Source organism: Streptomyces sp. NPDC020845, from assembly GCF_044334165.1.
GTDB lineage: Bacteria > Actinomycetota > Actinomycetes > Streptomycetales > Streptomycetaceae > Streptomyces.
On record NZ_JBIRSJ010000009.1, the window covers coordinates 307,455 to 325,992 of the forward strand.

General features: G+C 71.0%; 15 protein-coding genes. 4 read left to right on the forward strand and 11 right to left on the reverse strand.

Translation table 11 applies throughout. From position 1 onward, the window contains the following. Positions 1–177 precede the first annotated feature (177 nt). Positions 178–1,533, forward strand: coding sequence for a M64 family metallopeptidase (locus ACH4U7_RS25005; RefSeq protein ID WP_398530059.1), 1,356 nt, complete (start codon positions 178–180; stop codon positions 1,531–1,533). A gap of 79 nt (positions 1,534–1,612) precedes the next feature. Here the strand turns inward: ACH4U7_RS25005 and ACH4U7_RS25010 are convergent, their stop codons facing one another. From ACH4U7_RS25010 to ACH4U7_RS25035, 6 genes are all read right to left on the reverse strand, one after another. Further along, positions 1,613–2,590 carry an esterase/lipase family protein gene (locus ACH4U7_RS25010; RefSeq protein WP_398530060.1) on the reverse strand — a complete coding sequence of 326 codons (978 nt, stop codon included), beginning with the start codon at positions 2,588–2,590 and terminating at the stop codon, positions 1,613–1,615. Between the two features lie 107 nt (positions 2,591–2,697). After that, a complete protein-coding gene (locus ACH4U7_RS25015; protein ID WP_398530061.1) occupies positions 2,698–5,073 on the reverse strand; it encodes a tetratricopeptide repeat protein in 2,376 nt (791 codons plus the stop codon). Between the two features lie 107 nt (positions 5,074–5,180). Further along, on the reverse strand, positions 5,181–5,819 hold the full coding sequence (locus ACH4U7_RS25020; RefSeq protein WP_398530062.1) for a response regulator: 639 nt from the start codon (positions 5,817–5,819) through the stop codon (positions 5,181–5,183). Beyond that, a complete protein-coding gene (locus ACH4U7_RS25025; protein WP_398530063.1) occupies positions 5,816–7,024 on the reverse strand; it encodes a sensor histidine kinase in 1,209 nt (402 codons plus the stop codon). The genes ACH4U7_RS25020 and ACH4U7_RS25025 overlap by 4 nt, the downstream gene beginning before the upstream one ends. A 5-nt stretch (positions 7,025–7,029) precedes the next feature. After that, a complete protein-coding gene (locus ACH4U7_RS25030; RefSeq protein WP_398530064.1) occupies positions 7,030–9,255 on the reverse strand; it encodes an MMPL family transporter in 2,226 nt (741 codons plus the stop codon). 206 nt (positions 9,256–9,461) lie between these two features. Then, entirely contained in the window at positions 9,462–10,298 is an 837-nt protein-coding gene (locus ACH4U7_RS25035) for an oxidoreductase (protein WP_398530065.1), read from the reverse strand. Between the two features lie 135 nt (positions 10,299–10,433). Here ACH4U7_RS25035 and ACH4U7_RS25040 point away from each other — a divergent pair, with 135 nt between their 5' ends. Then, positions 10,434–11,333, forward strand: a complete 900-nt coding sequence (locus tag ACH4U7_RS25040; RefSeq protein WP_398530066.1) for a LysR family transcriptional regulator — start codon at positions 10,434–10,436, stop codon at positions 11,331–11,333. A 16-nt stretch (positions 11,334–11,349) separates the two neighbouring features. Here ACH4U7_RS25040 and ACH4U7_RS25045 read toward each other — a convergent pair whose 3' ends face one another. The 4 genes from ACH4U7_RS25045 to ACH4U7_RS25060 form a co-directional block, all read right to left on the reverse strand. Beyond that, on the reverse strand, positions 11,350–12,537 hold the full coding sequence (locus ACH4U7_RS25045; protein ID WP_398530067.1) for a winged helix DNA-binding domain-containing protein: 1,188 nt from the start codon (positions 12,535–12,537) through the stop codon (positions 11,350–11,352). A 145-nt stretch (positions 12,538–12,682) separates the two neighbouring features. Next, positions 12,683–13,471 (reverse strand): ABC transporter permease, encoded by a 789-nt coding sequence (locus ACH4U7_RS25050; protein ID WP_398530068.1) that lies wholly within the window; start codon positions 13,469–13,471, stop codon positions 12,683–12,685. After that, positions 13,468–14,454 (reverse strand): ATP-binding cassette domain-containing protein, encoded by a 987-nt coding sequence (locus ACH4U7_RS25055; RefSeq protein ID WP_398530069.1) that lies wholly within the window; start codon positions 14,452–14,454, stop codon positions 13,468–13,470. The genes ACH4U7_RS25050 and ACH4U7_RS25055 overlap by 4 nt, the downstream gene beginning before the upstream one ends. A 32-nt stretch (positions 14,455–14,486) precedes the next feature. Next, entirely contained in the window at positions 14,487–15,152 is a 666-nt protein-coding gene (locus ACH4U7_RS25060) for a DUF4097 family beta strand repeat-containing protein (protein WP_398530070.1), read from the reverse strand. A gap of 238 nt (positions 15,153–15,390) precedes the next feature. Between ACH4U7_RS25060 and ACH4U7_RS25065 the strand changes: the two genes are divergently transcribed. Then, positions 15,391–16,143, forward strand: coding sequence for a helix-turn-helix domain-containing protein (locus ACH4U7_RS25065; protein WP_398530071.1), 753 nt, complete (start codon positions 15,391–15,393; stop codon positions 16,141–16,143). A gap of 70 nt (positions 16,144–16,213) precedes the next feature. Here the strand turns inward: ACH4U7_RS25065 and ACH4U7_RS25070 are convergent, their stop codons facing one another. Continuing rightward, positions 16,214–16,681 carry a hypothetical protein gene (locus ACH4U7_RS25070; RefSeq protein ID WP_398530072.1) on the reverse strand — a complete coding sequence of 156 codons (468 nt, stop codon included), beginning with the start codon at positions 16,679–16,681 and terminating at the stop codon, positions 16,214–16,216. Positions 16,682–16,753: 72 nt separating this feature from the next. Between ACH4U7_RS25070 and ACH4U7_RS25075 the strand changes: the two genes are divergently transcribed. Further along, a complete protein-coding gene (locus ACH4U7_RS25075) occupies positions 16,754–18,496 on the forward strand; it encodes a serine/threonine-protein kinase (protein WP_398530073.1) in 1,743 nt (580 codons plus the stop codon). The last annotated feature ends 42 nt before the right edge of the window (positions 18,497–18,538 follow it).

The following is an 18,538-nucleotide window of genomic DNA, read 5'->3' on the forward strand; positions in this document are numbered from 1 at the left end:
TCTGACACACTGTCGGCCGGGGCCGGAGGGATGCCGGTGACTACTGACAACTGCTGACGATTACTAGCGACTTCCCTAATCCCCATTGCCGAATCGCGGCCCGAGCCCCTAGGTTGAGCGGCGACTTAATCGTGCTTAACTGGCTGCTTACGAAGTTGAGTTCGGGGGGTATCGACCGTGCGCAGACGTCTGCCCAGACGTTTCTCCATACGCACCGCAGCAGTCGCCGGCGGTTTCGTTCTGGCGGCCGCACTGGCCGCGACGGCCTCGGCCACCACGGATCCGCCGCCGCCCCCCAGCAGCGCCGCGGCGGCCCCGGCCGCCGAGCGCACCCATGAGGTGGAGTACTTCACCCGCCCCGGCAGCCACCCCCGCCACACCGAGGTCCCGGCCGCCACCCCCGACCGCATCGCCCGCGCGGACCGCGCCCTGTCCGCCTCCGAGGCGGCCGCCGACGGCGATGTCAGCGCGGTCATCCAGACCGGACCGGTGGCCGACAAGCTCGACGTCGTCTTCATCGGCGACGGCTACACCTCCGCCCAGCAGGGCGACTTCCACGCCGATCTGCGGTCCAAGTGGGAGCAGATGTCCGCCGTCGAGCCGTACGCCTCCTACAAGGAGCTGTTCAACGTCTGGTCGGTGGACGCGGTCTCCAACCAGTCGGGTGTCTCCGGCGACCCGGGCAAGGACGTCGTCAAGGACACCGCGCTGAAGTCGTACTTCTGGTGCGACGACATCGAGCGGCTGCTGTGCGTCGACACCGCCAAGGTCGAGTCGTACGCCGCCAAGGCCCCGGACGCCGACCTGGTGGTCGTGCTCTCCAACTCCGCCAAGTACGGCGGCGCGGGCTACACCCTCACCTCCCAGGTCGGCTACGACGGCATCGCCACCGCCTCCTCCGACCACGCCGACTCCGACCAGGTGGCCGTCCATGAGACCGGCCACTCCCTCGGCAAGCTGGCCGACGAGTACGTCTACGACGACTACGGCACCTACACCGGAGCCGAGCCCACGGAGTCCAACGCCACCAAGCTGACCGCGGCCCAGCTGACCGCCCAGCAGAAGAAGTGGTACCGCTGGATCGGTCAGACCTCGCCCGACGGGGGCACGGTCGGCGCGTACGAGGGCGGGCGCTACTACCCCAAGGGCATCAACCGCCCCACCGAGAACTCGATCATGCGCACCCTCGGCCGGGAGTTCAGCCTCCCCGGCCGGGAGGCGATGATCGCGGGCTTCTACCAGCACGCCGGCGTGCTCGGCAGCAACACCGGTACGGGCACCGCCCTCAAGCGCGACGCGACCATCAAGGTCACCTTCCCGGCATCCGCGTCGATCACCTGGTCCGTGGACGGCACCGAGGTCACCGCCGCGCGCGGCAAGAGCTCGGTCACCCCGGCCTCCCTCGGCATCACCGCCGACGGCCGTGCGCACACCATCACCGCCAAGGCCACGGACAACACCAAGGCGGTCAAGGACCCCGCCCTGCAGAAGAAGCTGACCACCTCCCGCACCTGGAAGGTCGCCGCCTCCTAGCCGCTCACCGCCGCCACCCCCCAGCTGCCGCCCCGTGGACCCCCGCCGCGGGGCGGCTTCCTTTTGAGCTCCGGCCCGGTCAGCGCGCGTAGGGCCGCAGCGGCGGCTCCTCGCGCACCCAGGGCCGGCTGTGGATCAGGACATCGAGCGGGAGGCTCAGCAGGCTCGGCAGGGTCTTGACGGCTTCCTCGGTGTTGAGCGGCATGAGCAGGGTGGCGCAGTCCGCGCGATCGATCCTGCCGGGGTCGGCCGGGCCGGAGTGGCCGATCGCGTCGGCGGCGAGCTCGTAGGACACCAGGTCGACGACCAGGCCCATATGGCTGGGCCATGCCCGTCCGGGGCAGATGTCCTGGACTCCGATGTTCCGGGCGCCTGGCAGGACCGAGGGCTCTCCGTCGATCACCACGGACTCGTCGGCCAGGGAGTGGACCGCGGTGTACGAGGGGCCCGCGGGCATGGGGGTGCCGTTCGCGGTGAGCGCCTTCGTCCAGTTCGAGTGGCGGGCGAACTGCAGGGACGCGGCCGGGCAGCCCGTGATCTGGGAGAGGGGCAGGCAGGCGCTGCCGATGCTGGTGCCCTGGAAGGGGGCGCCCAGGGTCACCACGTCATCGACCTTGGCCGCGAGGTCCGGCCAGAAGCGCAGCGCCCAGGCCGTCTGGAGGCCGCCTTGGCTGTGTCCGACCAGATCGACCTTGCGGCCGGTGCGCTCGTGGACCGTGCGCGTCGCGTACACCACGTACTCGACGGTCTCCTGCATATCTCTCAGGCCGCGGCCGGGGTAGTCCACCCAACAGGACGGATAGCCGCTCTTCTTCAGCTCGGCCATGTAGTTCCAGGCGTAGGGCTCCTCGCCCTTGAACCCGGTGCCCGGAATGAACAGCACGGTCGGTTTACCGGTGTCCGGCTGGTCCGTCGGGCAGTGCAGACCCTTGGCGAGCTCGGCCACCGGGGTTTCCAGGGGCGGACCGGAATCGGTGTCGGCCTCCGCGGACGCGGGGAACAGGGCCACGGTCAGCAGGGCCGCCGCGAGGCCGGCGGCCCATGTCCGTAATCGCATGGGGAACCTCCACAAGGGAGCGAGTGGCAAGGAGCCTCTTATCGTGCTCAGACGCCACAAGGGCATCAATATCCCTCCCTAATACCCCCACATCCGTAGCCCACCAGTCAGGACTTGTCCGCCGACAGCCCGCGCAGCAGCTCCTGGGCCCGCTCGGCGAACTCCCCGCTTCCGGTCCCGGCGGCCCGTTCCAGCAGCTCGCTCGCGCGCCCGCGGTCACCGTCCTCGGCGGCCATCTCACCGAGCCTGAAGGCTCCCTCGGCGATCAGCTCGGGCTCGTGGGTGGCCCTCAGCAACCGCTCGTACCAGGTGCGGGCGCCGTCGCGGTCGCCCAGCCAGTAGTGCAGCTCGCCCAGGTGACCGGTGGCCAGCGGCCGGTGGATGTCGTCGGCCTTGAAGGCCTTCTGGTACCACTTCAGCGCGGCGGGCAGATCGCGGCGGTCCTTGGCGATACGGCCGAGCAGCATGGCGGCGTAGCCCCGCGTGGTGAGCTCGCTTCCGGCCAGTTCCACCGCGCTCAGCAGATACGGCTCGGCGGTCTCCGTGTCCCCCAGGTTGAGGGCCGTCCAGCCGAGGCCGAGGGTCGCCCAGGCGGGCTTTTTGACACCGAGGTCGAGGGCCTGCTGGTAGGCGGCGCGGGCTTCCTCGTTGTCGCCGTCGCCGCCGCGGGTGCGCAGCATGTCGGCGAGGCGCAGCACCATCTGGGCCAGCGACGTCCGGTTCTTCTTCTGGTCGAGATCGCGCCCGGCGGCGATGCGGTGGGCCGTCCGGGCGGCATCCACAGCGCCGTCGAAGTCCCGCAGGGTGTACAGCACCGAGGCGAGGTCGTAGGCGGCGCGCAGGGCGTTCGTCGCCCCGCCGATTTCGATCGCCCGCCGGTACGCCTCGGCGGCGCCGCGCGGGTCGCGTCCCCGCTCCCGCAGCAGATCGGCCTTCTTCCGGTACGCCCTGCCGACGGCCGCGGGGTCCTCCTCGCGCTCGATCAGCTGGTCGTACAGGAAGAGGGCGTCGTCCCTGGCCGAGGCGTCCTCGGCGAGCTTGCGCAGCTCCTCGAGCGTCAGCCGCGGCTCCTCCGGGGGCTCGACGGGCGCCCCGGCGCGGTAGATCCGGAACTCGCCTCCGTACCCCTGGTATCCGGTGATCACCGAGACCGCGAGCGTGCTGCCGTCCGGCGACCAGGCCATGGCGGGGAGGATGTCGCCGCCGGTCCGGCAGCGCATGAGCAGCGCGCCGTCACAGACCCGCCACAGGTCGATCCGCTCGCCCCCCTCGATCCCGTCGTCGCCCGGGCCCTCCCCGCCGCCGGCCACCAGATAGGCCCCGTCCGGCCGGACGATCGCATCGGACTTGATTCCGGCGAGCGTGGTCAGGACGCGTCCGGTCTCCGGGTCCAGGATGTGCACATCGCTCCCCTGGCCGACGAACATCCGGGTCTCGTCGCCAGGCTCGTCGCCGGTGAAGGAGACGCTTCCGACCGACTCCTTCCCGCGCGGAAGGTGCAGTCGGCGGGGCGATTCGCCGGACGAGCACAGGACGTCGACCCAGCCGCCGAAACCGGTGAAGCCGCCGTAGCCGCCATCGGCGCGGTAGCGGCCGAAGCCGACGTCCGCCCGGTAGCGGCCGGTGCGCGAGCGGGCCTCGCGGGGCTGCGGGGGGACATCCACCTCGGCGCCGCTGTCGATGTCGTAGGCGCGGGTCGCGGCGTCGTCGTCCATTTCGCCGCCGCCCCATCGGACGCGCTTGGTGAGCTGGTGGGTGCCGGGCACCCACTGGATGTCCTGCCCCCACAGGGCGCTGAAGGGGACGCGGGTGTGCTCGCTCCAGTCGTCGGTGCGGAACACCACCAGCTCGCACGCCTGGCTGGTGACCGCGAGATACCGCCCGTCGTCGGAGAAGGCCAGATCGCTTGGGGTGCCCTCGTCGGTCTCCTCGTCCGGGAACGGGTCGAGCGTCACCGCGGGACGCCGCAGGTCCAGCACCGTGGGCGCGTCCGCCTCCAGCACCTGGTCGGCCGTGGTCGGGTACGAGGCGGTCGCCCAGCCATGGCCGGGGCTGAGCGACTCCAGCCAGCGGGCGTCGGTGACCTCGACGTCGTAGTCGGCCTGCGCGAGCAGGTCCTCGTCCTTCCAGCGGCCGTCACGCTCGTAGTAGAAGTCGCTCAGGCGCTGCCAACCGGCCTCGGCCACGGGGTGGTTGCGGGTGGCGATCCGCTCGATCCGCCGGACGTACCGATGGGTGTGCGCGGCGACCCACTCACCATCCAGGACCTCGTCGACGCCGACCATCCGCAGCGGGTGGAGCGAGGTGAGCGGCAGGCGGTTCGTCGCCTCCCACAGCATGCAGAAGAAGAAGCTCGGATCGTCGGGCAGCGGTGCGTGGGTCCGGCTCTCGGTGTCGTAGTACACGACGAAGACGCGGAACCGGACGCGCAACTCGTCGGGAGCGACGTCGAGGACGCGGATGCCGTACAGATCGGTGGCCATCGGACCTTCCACAGCAGGGGACTTGGGGAGTCCGGACCATGGTCACAGAAGCGTCCGACAGCCCGCCCGGCAAACGACCTTGCCCGATGCGGCCGATGCGGCGGGCACTAGGGCCGCCGCAGCAGCCCCCGCTCCAGCGCCACCACCACCGCGCGCGTCCGGTCGTTCACATCGAGCTTGGCGAACAGGCGCAGCAGATGGGTCTTGACCGTGGCTTCCGTGATGACGAGGCGTCTGCCGATCTCGGCGTTGGTCAGGCCGTCCGCCACGGCGCCCAGCACATCGGTCTCGCGCGCGGTCAGCGGGTCCTGGACCGGGCGGCGCATACGCGCGATCAGCTTCTCGGCCACCCGGGGCGCGAGGACGGTCTCACCGCGCGCCGCCGAGCGGATCGCGTCGGCGAGCTGTTCGCGGGTGGTGTCCTTGAGGAGATAGCCGATGGCGCCTGCCTCCACGCCGCGCTCGATGTCCTGGTCGGTGTCGTACGTCGTCAGGATCAGCACCCGGGTGCGCGGATGCCGGGCGACGATTTCGGCGGTCGCCCCCACACCGTCGAGCACCGGCATCCGCAGATCGACGAGCGCGACATCGGGGTCGTACCGCTCGACGAGTTCGAGGGCCGCCCTGCCGTCCCCCGCCTCCCCGACGATCTCGATGCCGTCCTCACCGGCGAGCAGGGCGACCACGCCCGCCCGCATCACGGTGTGGTCGTCCACCACGATCACCCGAATCCGTTCGCAGGTCATCCGATCCCCTCGCGCGCTTCGCTATTCGTCTCCAGCGGAATCACCGCCAGGATCCGGGTCCCGTCGCCGACCGAGCTGGTGACCGTCAGCCGGCCGCCCAGTTCCGCCAGGCGTTTACGCATCCCGTCGAGCCCGAAGCCCGCCGACTCCTCCGGGACGAAACCGGTGCCGTCGTCGGTGACCTCCAGCTCCACCCCGTACGGCCGGCGGGTCAGGATCACCCCGACCGTGGACGCCCGCGCGTGTTTGCGGACGTTGGCCAGGGACTCCTGGGTGCAGCGCAGCAGCGCGATCCGGGTCTGCTGGTCGCATACGACGTCCGCCAGGTCGGCGGCCACCGTGAGCCCGGTGTCCTCCGCGAAGCGGTCGAGGATACGGCGCAGCGTCCGCGCCACGGAGCCGGCCGCCGCACCGTCCTGCCGCTGCGCCGAGCCCACCAGCTCCCGTGCCTCGGCCAGGTTCTCGCGGGCCGTCGACTCGATCGAGCGCAGCTGCTGGGCGCTGCGCGCCGGATCGGCGGCGAGCCCGGCCCGGGCCGCCTCCGCGAGCACGACGATCGAGGCGAAGCCCTGTGCGAGGGTGTCATGGATGTCCCGCGCCATCCGCTCCCGTTCGTCCGCCGCCCCCTGGCGCTGATGCGCCTCGGACAGCTCCGCCTGGGTCCGCTCCAACTCGACGATCAGCCGGGCCCGTTCGGTGCTCTGGGCGACCACCGAGTGGGCCCACAGGCCGATCAGGACTCCGACGGCCACGACGATCAGGGTGGACACCACCGTCTCGCTGAAGAACTCCAGCGACCAGCCCTGCCGGGACCAGCTCCCCGCCAGCGTCGCGGCGGTCGCAAGACCCAGGAACCCCATGGAGGCCCTGGGGGTCCGCCCGAACATCCAGTAGTGCGGCAGCGTCACCATGAAAAGCGCCGCATAGCTGCTGCGCAGATACGCCAGCCCGCCGAGCGCGAGCACCAGCACCGAGAGATAGACGTGCGGCCGTACGACGGGATTGCCGGGGAAGCGGTCCAGGAGCGCGTAGCACAGCACCACACAGCCGAGCAGCGCCAGCGCCCCGTATCTGCTCCCGCCGGGCCGGTCCATCGCGGCGAGCCCGACGGCCATCGCCGCGAACAGCACCCAGCACACCGCGTTCCAGCGGCGCAGCGACGCGGCCCAGAAGGCGTCGGCGGAGGGCCCGGCGAGAGCAGTCATACCGATCAACGTACGTCGACCACCGGGTGCTCATGGGCCGCGGGCCCCGGCACGGCCGCGGCCTGCCCCCTCGTCCGCGACGGCCCCGGCCGCGACGGCCACCAGGTCGCCTCGCCGAGCAGCAGCAGGGCCGAGGGCAGAACCATGATCCGTACGACGAAGGCGTCCAGCAGCACGGCCGCCGCCAGCACGAAGCCGATCTGCTTCATCTCGATGATGTGCAGGAAGACGAAGCTCACGAACACGGTCGTCATCACGACCGCGGCGCTGGTGACCACGCTCGCCGAGGTACGGAGACCGTCCAGCACCGCCTGCCGGGTGGGAACGCCGGCGAGCACGGCCTCCCTGATCCGGCTGACCACGAACACCTGGTAGTCCATGGAGAGCCCGAAGAGGATCACGAAGAGGAAGAGCGGGACGCGCGATCCGATCGAGCCGGTGGAGTGGAAGTCCAGCAGCCCCTCGGCCCAGGTGCCCTGGAAGACGAGGACGAGCAGCCCGAGCGCGGCCGCGGCCGACAGCAGGTTCAGTACGACACCGATCAGACCGAGCACCACGGAACGGAAGGCGTACACGGTCATCGCGAACGTCACCAGCAGCAACGCCCCGATCACCAGGGGCAGTTTGCTGTTCTGGTGCGCGGGATAGTCGGCGTAGCGGGCGACGTCGCCGCTGACCCCGTACTCCGCGCCCGCGATCCGGCCGACGGTGGCGGGCAGATAGTCGTGGCGCAGATGGTCCAGGGATGTCTTGGCCTGACGGGAGTTGCCGAGATACGGCACCTTCAGCCGCAGAACGCTGATCCGGTGGTCGGCCGACGTCACGATCCGCGAGCCGTCGGCGAACAGCGGATCCCGGTCGGCCCGCTCGGCGAGGTCGCGCAGCGCCCCGGTGACCTCTTGGGTGCGCGAGGCGTCGGCGCGTACGACGACGTCGTGCGTGACCCGTTGCTCGGGAAACGCCTCGTTGAGACGGTCGTACACCCGCATCGCGGGGATCTCGCGGGAGTGGGTGTCCCGGCTCATCTCCGTGATCTTCAGGCCCGTCAGCGGAAGGACGAGGGCGAGCAGCGCGAGAACCGAGACGCAGAGCGTGGCGAGGGGATGCCGGGCGGCGGGCCGCAACAGCGCCGCCCAGATCCGGCCGCCGCCCTCGCCGCGCGCCCGCCGGGCCGGCTTACCGCGCTCCGCCCGGCGCCGTGCCCTGCGTTCCGCCCGCTTGCCGAGTACGACCAGCAGCGCGGGCAGCGCCGTCAGGGAGCTGGCCACCGCGACCAGGACGACCACGATGGTGCCGGTGGCGAGCGAGGAGAAGATCACGTCGGAGGCCAGATACAGCGTCGCGGTGGAGGCGACGACCGCAAGACCCGACACCACCACCGCACGGCCCGAGGTGGCCGCCGCCAACTCCACCAGCGCCTCGGCGCCCAGCCGGCCGCCGCTGCGGGCCCGCTCCTCGCGCTCCCGCTTGAGGTAGAAGAGCGTGTAGTCGACGCCGACCGCGAGGCCGATCATCAGGATGACGTTCGTACCGACCCCGGCGTCGGGGGAGAGATGCGAGGCCACCATCGACAGGCCGATCGCCGCCGCGATCGACGACAGGGCGAGCAGCAGCGGCACCGTGGCCATGACCACCGAACCGAAGACGATCAGCAGCGTGATCAGCGTGACCGGAAGCGTGATCGCCTCGGACAGCGCCAGGTCGTCGCTGCGCTGCTGGTCGACTCCCTTGCTGATGGAGGGGGAGCCGGTCTCCTCGAACAGCAGCCGCGGATAGGCCTTCTGGACGGCCCCGGTCTGCGCGACCAGCGCGTCGACCTTGTCCTTCGCGTCCCGCTCCTCGCCCTTCAGCGACACCTCGACCATCAGGATCCGGCCGTCTCCGGACCACAGCGGGGCGGCCACGCCCTCGACCTCCGGCAGTGCCTTCATCCGCGCCGTAAGGTCCCGGGCTGCCGCCTCGGCGGTCCGCTTGTCGGCCCGACTGTCGAGGACGCCGGAACGGCCGGAGATCAACACCTGCTCAGTGGACCGGCGCTCCAGATGCCCCTCGGCCGCCATGGCCTCGGCCCGGCCCGCCTCGCCGACGCGGTAGTCCGCCGTCTTGGCGCTGTTGATGCCGACGGCCCCGCCGACGACCAGGCACAGCGCCACGAACACAAGCCATCCGACAACCGCCCGCCAGGGGTGCCGCGCACTCCAGCGAGCCACCCGCACAGTAAGTGATTTCATGCCTGAAAGCCTGGTTGAGCAGGGGGTTTCGCGGACAGAGGCGTCAGGTTGAACCTGCCGTCCACTGATCGGTGGACCGGGGGGAGGGGGTTATCCCCCGCACCTCACGCCTGCGCACCCCAGTGTCCGTAGCGACACCACCACGAGAGGCCGGCCGTAGCCCTGGTCGCCCCCTCGATCACGCCGTACGTCAGTGCCTCGAGGTGTCAGTCGTCGAAGTCGGTGGAGCGGATGAGCTTTTCCCAGGAGCGGAGTTCGGTGCGGGCACGGTCGAGGTGGCCGCCGATCGCGTCGGCGGCGTCGTTGCCGAGCGGCAGACGCAGCGGCGGTTCGTCGGCGTCCAGAGCGGTGAGGATGGCGGCCGCGGCCTTGGCCGGGTCCCCGGGTTCCTGGCCGCTTCCGCCCGGCAGCCCGGAAAGGACGGGGCCCACGGTGTCCTGGTAGGCGCCCAGGGCAGCCGTGGCGGGTCGCAGTGCCGCGGTGCCGGCGAAGTCGGTACGGAACGCGCCGGGCTCGACGATCAGCACCCGGATGCCGTGCGGGGCGACCTCGGCGGCCAAAGCCTCGGAAAGCCCCTCCAGGGCGAACTTGGTGGCGCAGTAGGCGCCGACTCCGGCGAAGGCGAACCGCCCACCCATGCTGGTCAGCTGCACGACGGCGCCCGAGCCCCGGCGGCGCATATGCGGCAGCGCGGCCCGGGTGAGCGCGGCCGGGCCGAAGAAGTGCAGGTCCATCAGGTCCCGCAGCTCCGCGTCGGTGGTCTCCTCGACCGCCCCCACCATGCCCCGCCCGGCGTTGTTGACCAGGATGTCGATCCGGCCGTGCCGGGCTGCCACGCCGTCGACCGCGGCTTGGGCGCCCGCGATGTCGGTGACGTCCAGCGGTAGGGCCTCGACCTGGTCCGGGTGCGCGGCGACCAGGTCGTCGAGCAGCGCGGTACGGCGGGCGGCGGCGACCACGATGTCGCCCGCGGCCACCGCCGCTTCGGCGATCGCCCGGCCGAACCCGCTGCTCGCCCCGGTGACCAGCCATACCCTGTTCATGTTCTTCTCCTTGTGTCGGTGGTGTCGGTGGTGTCGGCGGTGCCGGTGATTCGCTGTTCTCGGCGGTCCGTGTGTGCACCACCTTGCGAGGCACACCGTTTGCACGTCCAAGACCTGCTGTGATAGCCGATCGTTATGGACGTTCACGGACGGGACCTGAGGTACTTCGCCGCAGTGGCCGAGGAGTTGCACTTCACGCGCGCGGCCGAGCGGCTGTACGTCTCGCAGCCCGCGCTGAGCAAGCAGATCAGGATGCTGGAGAAGCAGGTGGGGGCCGCGTTGTTCGAGCGCGACCGGCGCGAAGTGCGGCTGAGCGCGGTCGGTGCGGCGCTGCTGCCGCATGCTCAGCGCATTCTCGCCGAGTGGGAGGCGGCCCAGGAGGCAGTCGCCCGGGTCATGGCCGACCAGGCGGGCCGTCTCGTCGTGGGGATGAGCACCAGCCCGGGGCGCGGGGGCGTGCTGCCGGCGATCCGCTCCCGCTTCACGGCCGCGCGCCCCGATGCCCGCCTCGTACTTCGCCAGGTGCCCTGGCAGGACTCGACCGCCGGGCTCGCCGACGGCACATGCGACGCGGCGTTCGTCTGGCTGCCGCTGCCCGATCCGTCCCGCTACCGGTGGGTGGTGGTCGCCGAGGAACCCCGGCTGGTCGCCATGGCCGATACCCACCCGCTCGCCGACAGGGAGATCATCGACTTCACCGACCTGCTGGACGAGCCGTTCCTCGCCCTGCCCGACAGCGCCGGGCCGCTGCGGGACTACTGGCTCGCCACCGACGCCCGCGGCGGGAAGCCGGCCCGCATCGGCGCGGAGGTGGCAAGCACTGAGGAGACGTACGAGGCACTTGTCGCGGGTCTCGGAGTGGTCCTGCTGGCGGCCGGGAACACCCCGCTGATCACCCTCGGCGGAGTCGTCACCCGTGTGGTGCGGGGCATCTCGCCCAGCCGCTTCGCCCTGGCCTGGCGCGCCGACGACCGCCGCCCGCTGGTGCGGGAGTATGTGCGCGCGTGTGAACTGGCGACCGGGACAACGGACTGATGCGGGGCGCACGCGGCTACGAGGCCAACTCCCGCTCCAGCGGCGTACGGAACCGGGGGGTGACCCGGACCTCCCCCAGCCATCCGCTCAGCCGCGCCGCCTCCGCCGCCACGGCGGCCGTCGCCTCCCGGCCCATGTCGGTGAGCGCGCGCCAGACCACCTCGCCGTTCGCGCGCTGGGCCCAGCCGCCGACGACGCGGCCGTTCCACCACACGGTGGGGCCGATGTTGCCGCTGCCGTCGAAGAGCGGCTTCACATGGTCGGGGTCGAGGTACCAGCCGCGGGCCTGCCAGCCCATGGCGGTCGGGTCGAGTCCGGGCAGCAGCGCGGCCCAGGGCTCGCCGTCCGCCACCGGTTCGCCGTCCCCGGGCACATCTCCTGGCACCACGTACCCCGGCCCCTCCGCCAGCGCCACGCCCTGCGCGCCGATGTCGGCCAGCGCCCGCCGGGTGTCGGTCACCGTCCACCCAGTCCACCACTTCAGATCGGCCTCGGTCGCCGGACCGTACGCGGCCAGCCAGCGGCGGGCCAGTTCGGCCTTCGCCTCGCGGACGGGCAGGTCGGGGAGCGGCGGGACCAGGGCCCAGGGGTAGAGGCTGCTGGTCCAGGAGCCGCGTGGGCGGCAGCGGCGCAGATGGCCGTCGGAGGCGAGCAGGCGCAGCAGCCGGCTGCCGACGGTCTGCCGGGCCGCGTACGGCTTGCCGGGCGCCATCACGATCCGCTCCCGCAGCGCGGGCACGTCCTCGGCCACCTCGGCGGTCGTCGCCTCGCCCCGTTCGGCCACGGCCGCCAGTACGGCCTTCTCCACCTCGGCCAGTCGCGCCTCGTCCCAGTGCTCCTCGGCGCGTTCCCGCAGATGCTTCAGCAGTGTGGCCCGCTCCCGGGCCGCGATGGCCCGTGCGGTGGACGAGCCGACGACCGGCGCGAGTTCGGTCGTGACGGCGAAGATCGTGCGCCGCATGCTCAACAGCTTGACCAGCGAGACGTCCTCGTACAGCGCCCGCTCCACCTCCCCGGCCGCCGGCTCCCGCAGCCGCGCGCACGCGGACAGATACACGGTGGCCGGATCGGTCGCATGCAGCCCGACGACCGCGTCCGCCACGGCCTCGACGCGTGCCGCCCGGGCGGACGGGGCCAGCAGATGCCGCCGCCCGAGGCGGGCGCGGCGCTGGGCGGGGGTGATACGGGGGAGGTGGTCGCTCATGGGGACTGACCGTAGGGGCCATACCTGTCATCTCCTGGCAGGTATGGCCCCCAAGGCGACAACGGGGCGGCGTACGCCGACGTGGTGTCGGTGTACGCCGCCCTCGGGTGGGACGAGCTGCGGGAGGAAGTCCGCGCTCATGTCGTTACTTCGGGTCGCGGTTGAACACCGCCTTCGACCAGCGGTAGCCGAGCGCCGCCAGGCCCAGGCACCAGCCGATGCTGATCCACCAGTTGTTGCCGATGTCGGTGCCGAGGAGCAGTCCGCGGATGGTCTCGATGGTCGGGGTGAAGGGCTGGTACTCGGCGATGGGCTGGAACCAGCCGGGCATGGCGTCGACCGGGACGAAGGTGCTGGAGATGAGCGGGAGGAAGATCAGCGGCATGGCGTTGTTGCTGGCGGCCTCGGCGCTGGGGCTGACCATGCCCATGCCGACGGCGATCCAGGTGAGTGCCAGGGCGAACAGCGCGAGCAGCCCGAACGCGGCCAGCCACTCCAGGGCCGTGGCATCCGTGGAGCGGAAGCCGATGGCCACGCCGACGGCGCCGACGAGAACCACGCTGATGATCGCCTGCAGCACGCTGCCGATGACGTGTCCGATGAGCACGGAGCCGCGGTGGATGGCCATGGTGCGGAAGCGGGCGATGATGCCTTCGGTCATGTCGTTGGAGACGGACACCGCGGTGCCGATGGTGGTGCTGCCGATGGTCATCAGCAGCAGGCCGGGGACGAGGTAGGCGATGTATTGGGAGCGGTCGGCGGCGCCGCCGATGCCCGCGCTCATGGTGTCGCCGAAGATGTAGACGAACAGCAACAGCAGCATGATCGGCGTCAGCAGCAGGTTCAGGGTCAGCGACGGGTAGCGCCGGGCGTGCAGGAGGTTGCGGCGCAGCATCGTGGCGGAGTCGCGTACGGCGAGGGACAGCGAACTCATCGGACAGTCTCCTTGGGCTGAGTGGGCTGAGTGGGCTGAGTGGGCTGGTTGGGCTGGTTGGTGCTGGTGAGGGCGAAGAAGACGTCGTCGAGGTCGGGGGTGTGGACGGTGAGTTCATCGGCTTCGATGCCGGCGGTGTCGAGCCGGTCAAGGACGGAGCGCAGTTCGCGCTGGCTGCCGTCGCTGGGGATCTGCAGCGACAGCGCCTCGTCGTCCCGGGTGACCTCCCGCAGCGCGAGAGCAGCGGACTGGTAGGCGGTCGGGTCGGTGAAGCGGAGTCGTATGTGCCCGCCGGGGATGAGGCGTTTGAGTTCGTCCGCGGTGCCCTCGGCGGCGATCTTGCCGTCGTTCAGTACCGCGATGCGGTCGGCGAGTTCGTCGGCTTCCTCCAGATACTGGGTGGTGAGGAAGACGGTGACGCCGCCGGTGACGAGTTCGCGGATGATCTGCCACATGTTGTGCCGGGAGCGTGGGTCGAGGCCGGTGGTGGGTTCGTCGAGGAAGATGATGCGCGGGTCGCCGACCAGGGTCATGGCGATGTCCAGGCGGCGTTTCATGCCGCCGGAGTAGGTGGAGGCGGGCTTCTTCGCGGCCTCGGTGAGGTCGAAGCGCTCCAGCAACTCGGCCGTGACCTGCCGTCCTTCGCGTTTGGAGAGGTGGTGCAGGTCTGCCATGAGGAGCATGTTCTCCTCGCCGGTGATCAGGCCGTCGACGGCGGAGAACTGCCCGGTGACCCCGATCGCGGCCCGCACGGCCTGCGGGTCGGCGGCGAGGTCGTGGCCGCCGACGCGGATCTGGCCACTGGCGGGGTCGGGGGAGATGAGGGTGGACAGGATCTTCACGGCGGTGGTCTTGCCGGCGCCGTTCGGGCCGAGCAGCGCGAACACCGAGCCGGGCGGGACGGCCAGGTCGACGCCGTCGAGGACGGTCTTGTCGCCGTAGGACTTGCGCAGCCCGTTCGCCGCGATGGCCAAGTCGGTCATGAGGGGGTGCTCCTTTTGGCGGGCTGCGGGTTTTACAGGCTTCGGGCGGTGATGTCGCCGTGCGAGGTGGTGGCGCGGATGTCGAGTCCGGCGGTGCCATCGTTCTTGAGGGCGTTGCTGATGCGGCCGTAGGCGGTGTCGGCGTCCAGGGCGGCCGAGACGCCGGTGGCTGCGCCGACCGTGATGTCGCCGGACTGGGTGCGGAGCACGACCGTGCCGCGCACGGCCTCGGTGATCTGGATGTCGCCCCGTGCGGTGCTGATCTCCGCGGGGCCGTTCAGTCGGCCGATCTCTACATCGCCGTCGGTCGCGGTAAGGCGGACGCTCGCGGCCTCGTCGATCTTGATCTGGCGGTACGCGCCTTCGAAGGCGATGTCGCCGAGGCGGCCGACGCCGCGGAGCTCGGAACTGGCGGTCTTGGCCTCGATACGGGAGCCGGCGGGCAGCTTGACGGTGACCTCCAGGGATCCGGAGTGGGCGAAGAGCTGGTTCTTGGGCTCGGGGGTGTGGATCCGCAGGACGCCGTCGGCGTAGGTGACGGTGGTCTGCTCGGCGGTCTGGACGTCGCGGCTCTTGGCGGGGTTGGCGGGCAGGACCTCGACGGTGGTGTCGGCGCGGTCCGCGGCGATGAACTGGATGCGTCCGGCGGGGATGTCCAGGACGGCGGAGACCGGGGCGGGGGTGTCGAACTTCTGCATCGTGCTCTCCTGAGCTCGTTCCTCGTTTCTGACACCGGAAACGCTACGTTGCTTTCCAGATGCTGGCAACGTATTCGTTGCTCATGTCGAGCATTTATGCAGGTGGAGGCGGTAAAACTGTTGCAACGGCCTCGAAGATAACGCAACGACGATTGCCTCGATCATTGCAATGGGTAGGAAATGAACGCTACGGTGGGGGGACCAGGGACCACCGTGAAGGATCACCAAGGAGATCGCGATGCCAGGAGGCAGGCTCACCCAGCAGGAACGCCAGCAGATCGCGCTGGGGCTGGCCGACAGCCTCCCCTACGCCGAGATCGCCCGACGCCTCGAACGTCCGACCTCGACGGTCACACGTGAGGTGATGCGCAACGGCGGCCCCACCGCCTACCGCGCCGACCTGGCTCACCGCGCCACCGAGCGCCGCGCTCACCGGCGCAGGCCCGCGTCCTCCCGAGGGGCGGAGCCGGTCCCTCAGCCGCACGGCCGCGACGCCGAGGCCGTGCGCGAGTACGAGGAGTTGCTCACCACCGTCCTCATGCAGTCCGGCCTGCCCAAGATGATGGCCCGAGTGATGGCCTGCCTCTACACCACCGACGCGGGCAGCCTCACGGCGTCCGAACTCGCCCAGCGCCTCCAGGTCAGCCCGCCGTCCATCTCCAAAGCGATCGCGTTCCTCGAGGGCCTGGAGCTCGTCCGCCGGGAACGCGACGAGCGCCGCCGCGAGCGCTACATCGTCGACAACGACCTCTGGTACCAGTCGATGATCCGCAGCGCCCGGGACAACGACCGGTTCGTCGAGGTCGCGCGGCAGGGCGTCGGCATCCTCGGCTCCGGCACCCCGGCCGCCGCCCGCCTCGAGAGCGCCGCCCGCTTCCTCGACTTCGTCTCCGAGAGCCTCATCCGCGCCGCGGAGCAGGCCCGCGAAGTCCTCTACACCAAAGCCGAAACGACCTCAGGCGACACCGCCGAGCCACGTTCGGATCGCTGATGGACGGGCCGTCTTGCCCGGCGAGCGGAGCGGGGGTGTACCGCTACGAGGCCAACTCCCGCCCCATGGTTCAGCGGACGTGCGGTGTCGCGGCGGCGATGAAGTCGCGGACGCCCTGCCGGGTCCGCTCGCGGATGTCGTCGAGTTGGGCGGGGTCCTCCGCCTTGTGCAACTCGGTCACGTAGCTCATCAACCGCTCGGCGAGTTCCACGAGCGCGGGGTCGTCCGAGACCATCTGCGCGCGGAACATCGCCTCCTGCGCCGCGTAACGCATCTCGTAGACGTGCTCCCGCAGTTCCGGGGTGTCCTCGTCGGGTCGGTTCTCGTGGGTGACGAACCACCGGTGGATCAGCACCCGGCGGTAGTTGAGCAGCGCCCCCGCGTATGCGCAGTACGCGTCGATCCGCTCCTGCCGCAGCTTCTCCGCCCGGGCGAAGTGCTCGCCGCGTTCGGTGGTCCGCCGCTGGAAGACATAGGTGACGCCGGAACCCAACACCGTGCCGAGCACGGCTATGAAACTCGCCAGAACTGCCTCCATGGGGGAAGTTGACCACAGCGCGGGGGGCGTCGCCGGGGTCGGGGGCGGAGGGCGTCGGGGGAGTGCGGCAAGATGAGGGGCATGGGTAGCTTCGGGGGAAGTGATCGCTTGCTGGCCGGGCGCTATCAGCTGGTGTCACGGCTGGGGCGCGGCGGCATGGGTACGGTGTGGCGGGCCGTCGACACGTTGCTGGGCCGCGACGTGGCGGTCAAGGAGCTGCACTTCGACGAGGAGCTGGACGGGATGTCGGCCCTCGACGTCCAGCAGCAGCATGAGCGCACGCTGCGCGAGGCCCGGACCGTGGCGCAGATCAAGCATCCGAATGTGATCGTCCTGCACGATGTCGTGGAGGAGGACGGACGCCCTTGGATCGTCATGGAGTTGGTCGACGGCAGCTCGCTCGCCGACCAGTTGGCCGCCGAGGGGGCGGTCGGGCCGCGTGAGGCGGCGCGGGTCGGGGTCGCACTGGTGGACGCGTTGCGGGTGGCGCATGCGCGCGGGGTGCTGCACCGGGACATCAAGCCCGCCAATGTGCTGGTGGAGGCGGGCACCCGGCGGGTGGTGCTGACGGACTTCGGGATCGCGCAGGTGACGGGGAGCACGACGATCACCGAGACCGGGACGTTCGTGGGCTCGCCCGAATACACCGCGCCGGAGCGGATGTCGGGGCGCCGCACCGGTCCGGAGTCGGACCTGTGGTCGCTGGGTGTGCTGCTGTGCACGCTGGTCAGCGGCGAGTCCCCGTTCCGTCGTGACTCGTTGGGCGGTGTGCTGCACGCGGTCGTGTTCGACGAGATACGGGCGCCCGAGGCCGCCGGGGCCCTGGCCCCGGTCATCGAGGGGCTGTTGCAGCGCGACCCCGACGTGCGGCTGACCGGGGACGCGGCGGCGCGGATGCTGCGGATGTGCCTGGCGCCGGGGGACACCCCCGAGATCCCCCTGGAGTACACGCCGACGCAGCCCGCCGTGCCGGTGCCGACCGGCCACCCGCCCGGCCATGCGCCCGGGTACGGGACTGCCGGGGGTGGGGCGGCGGGGTATGGGCCTGCCGGGTACGGGGGTGCCGGGTACGGGGGCGCCACCCCGGCGGCGGCCCCGGCGGCTCCGGAGCCCCCCACCCCCGTCGCGCCCGCCCCGCTCGGCCGGGGCCCCCGCCGCCGTAAGGCGCTGATGGCGGCCGTCGCGGTGGTCGCGCTGGCCGGCCTCGGCGCCGGGGTCGCGGCGCTGGCGCTCGACCGGAAGGACGGAGACGCCGCGGACGAGGGCCGAAGCGGGGACAGGAACACGGCCACCGCCCCGACGGACCCCGGCAAGAAGCCGTCGCCGTCGGGCAAGCAGTCGCCGACGTCCTCGAAGGCCGCCGTCCCGGACGGCTATGAGCTGGTGGACGACCCGGCCGGTTTCACGATCGCCGTACCCAAGGGGTACTCCCGCGACGTCAAGCCCCCGCGCGTCTACTACAACTCGCCCGGCATGGAGTTCCGGATCGGGATCCACATCCAGGAGCAGGACCCCAAGGGCCCGCTGCAGCTGAGCCGGGAGGCGGACGCCAGGGGATCGGAGGACTACCCGGGCTACCGCGGCGGCCAGGTCATCGAGACGGACCGCAAGGGGCAGCCCGCCGCCCTATGGGCCTTCATCTGGAACGGCTCGGCCGACGACGGCGGCTCGCGTCAGACCTATGACCTGACCTGGAACGAGGCGGGCAAGATGTACGACGTATGGGTGTCCGCGCCGGTTGGGAAGAAATCCGAGGGAAAGCAGCATTTCGACACGGCTGTTAACACTTTCTCCCGGCCCTCCGACCAGAACTGAACAGCAGCGCAACGGCTTTGTCACGAGCGGTCACAGCCGTCC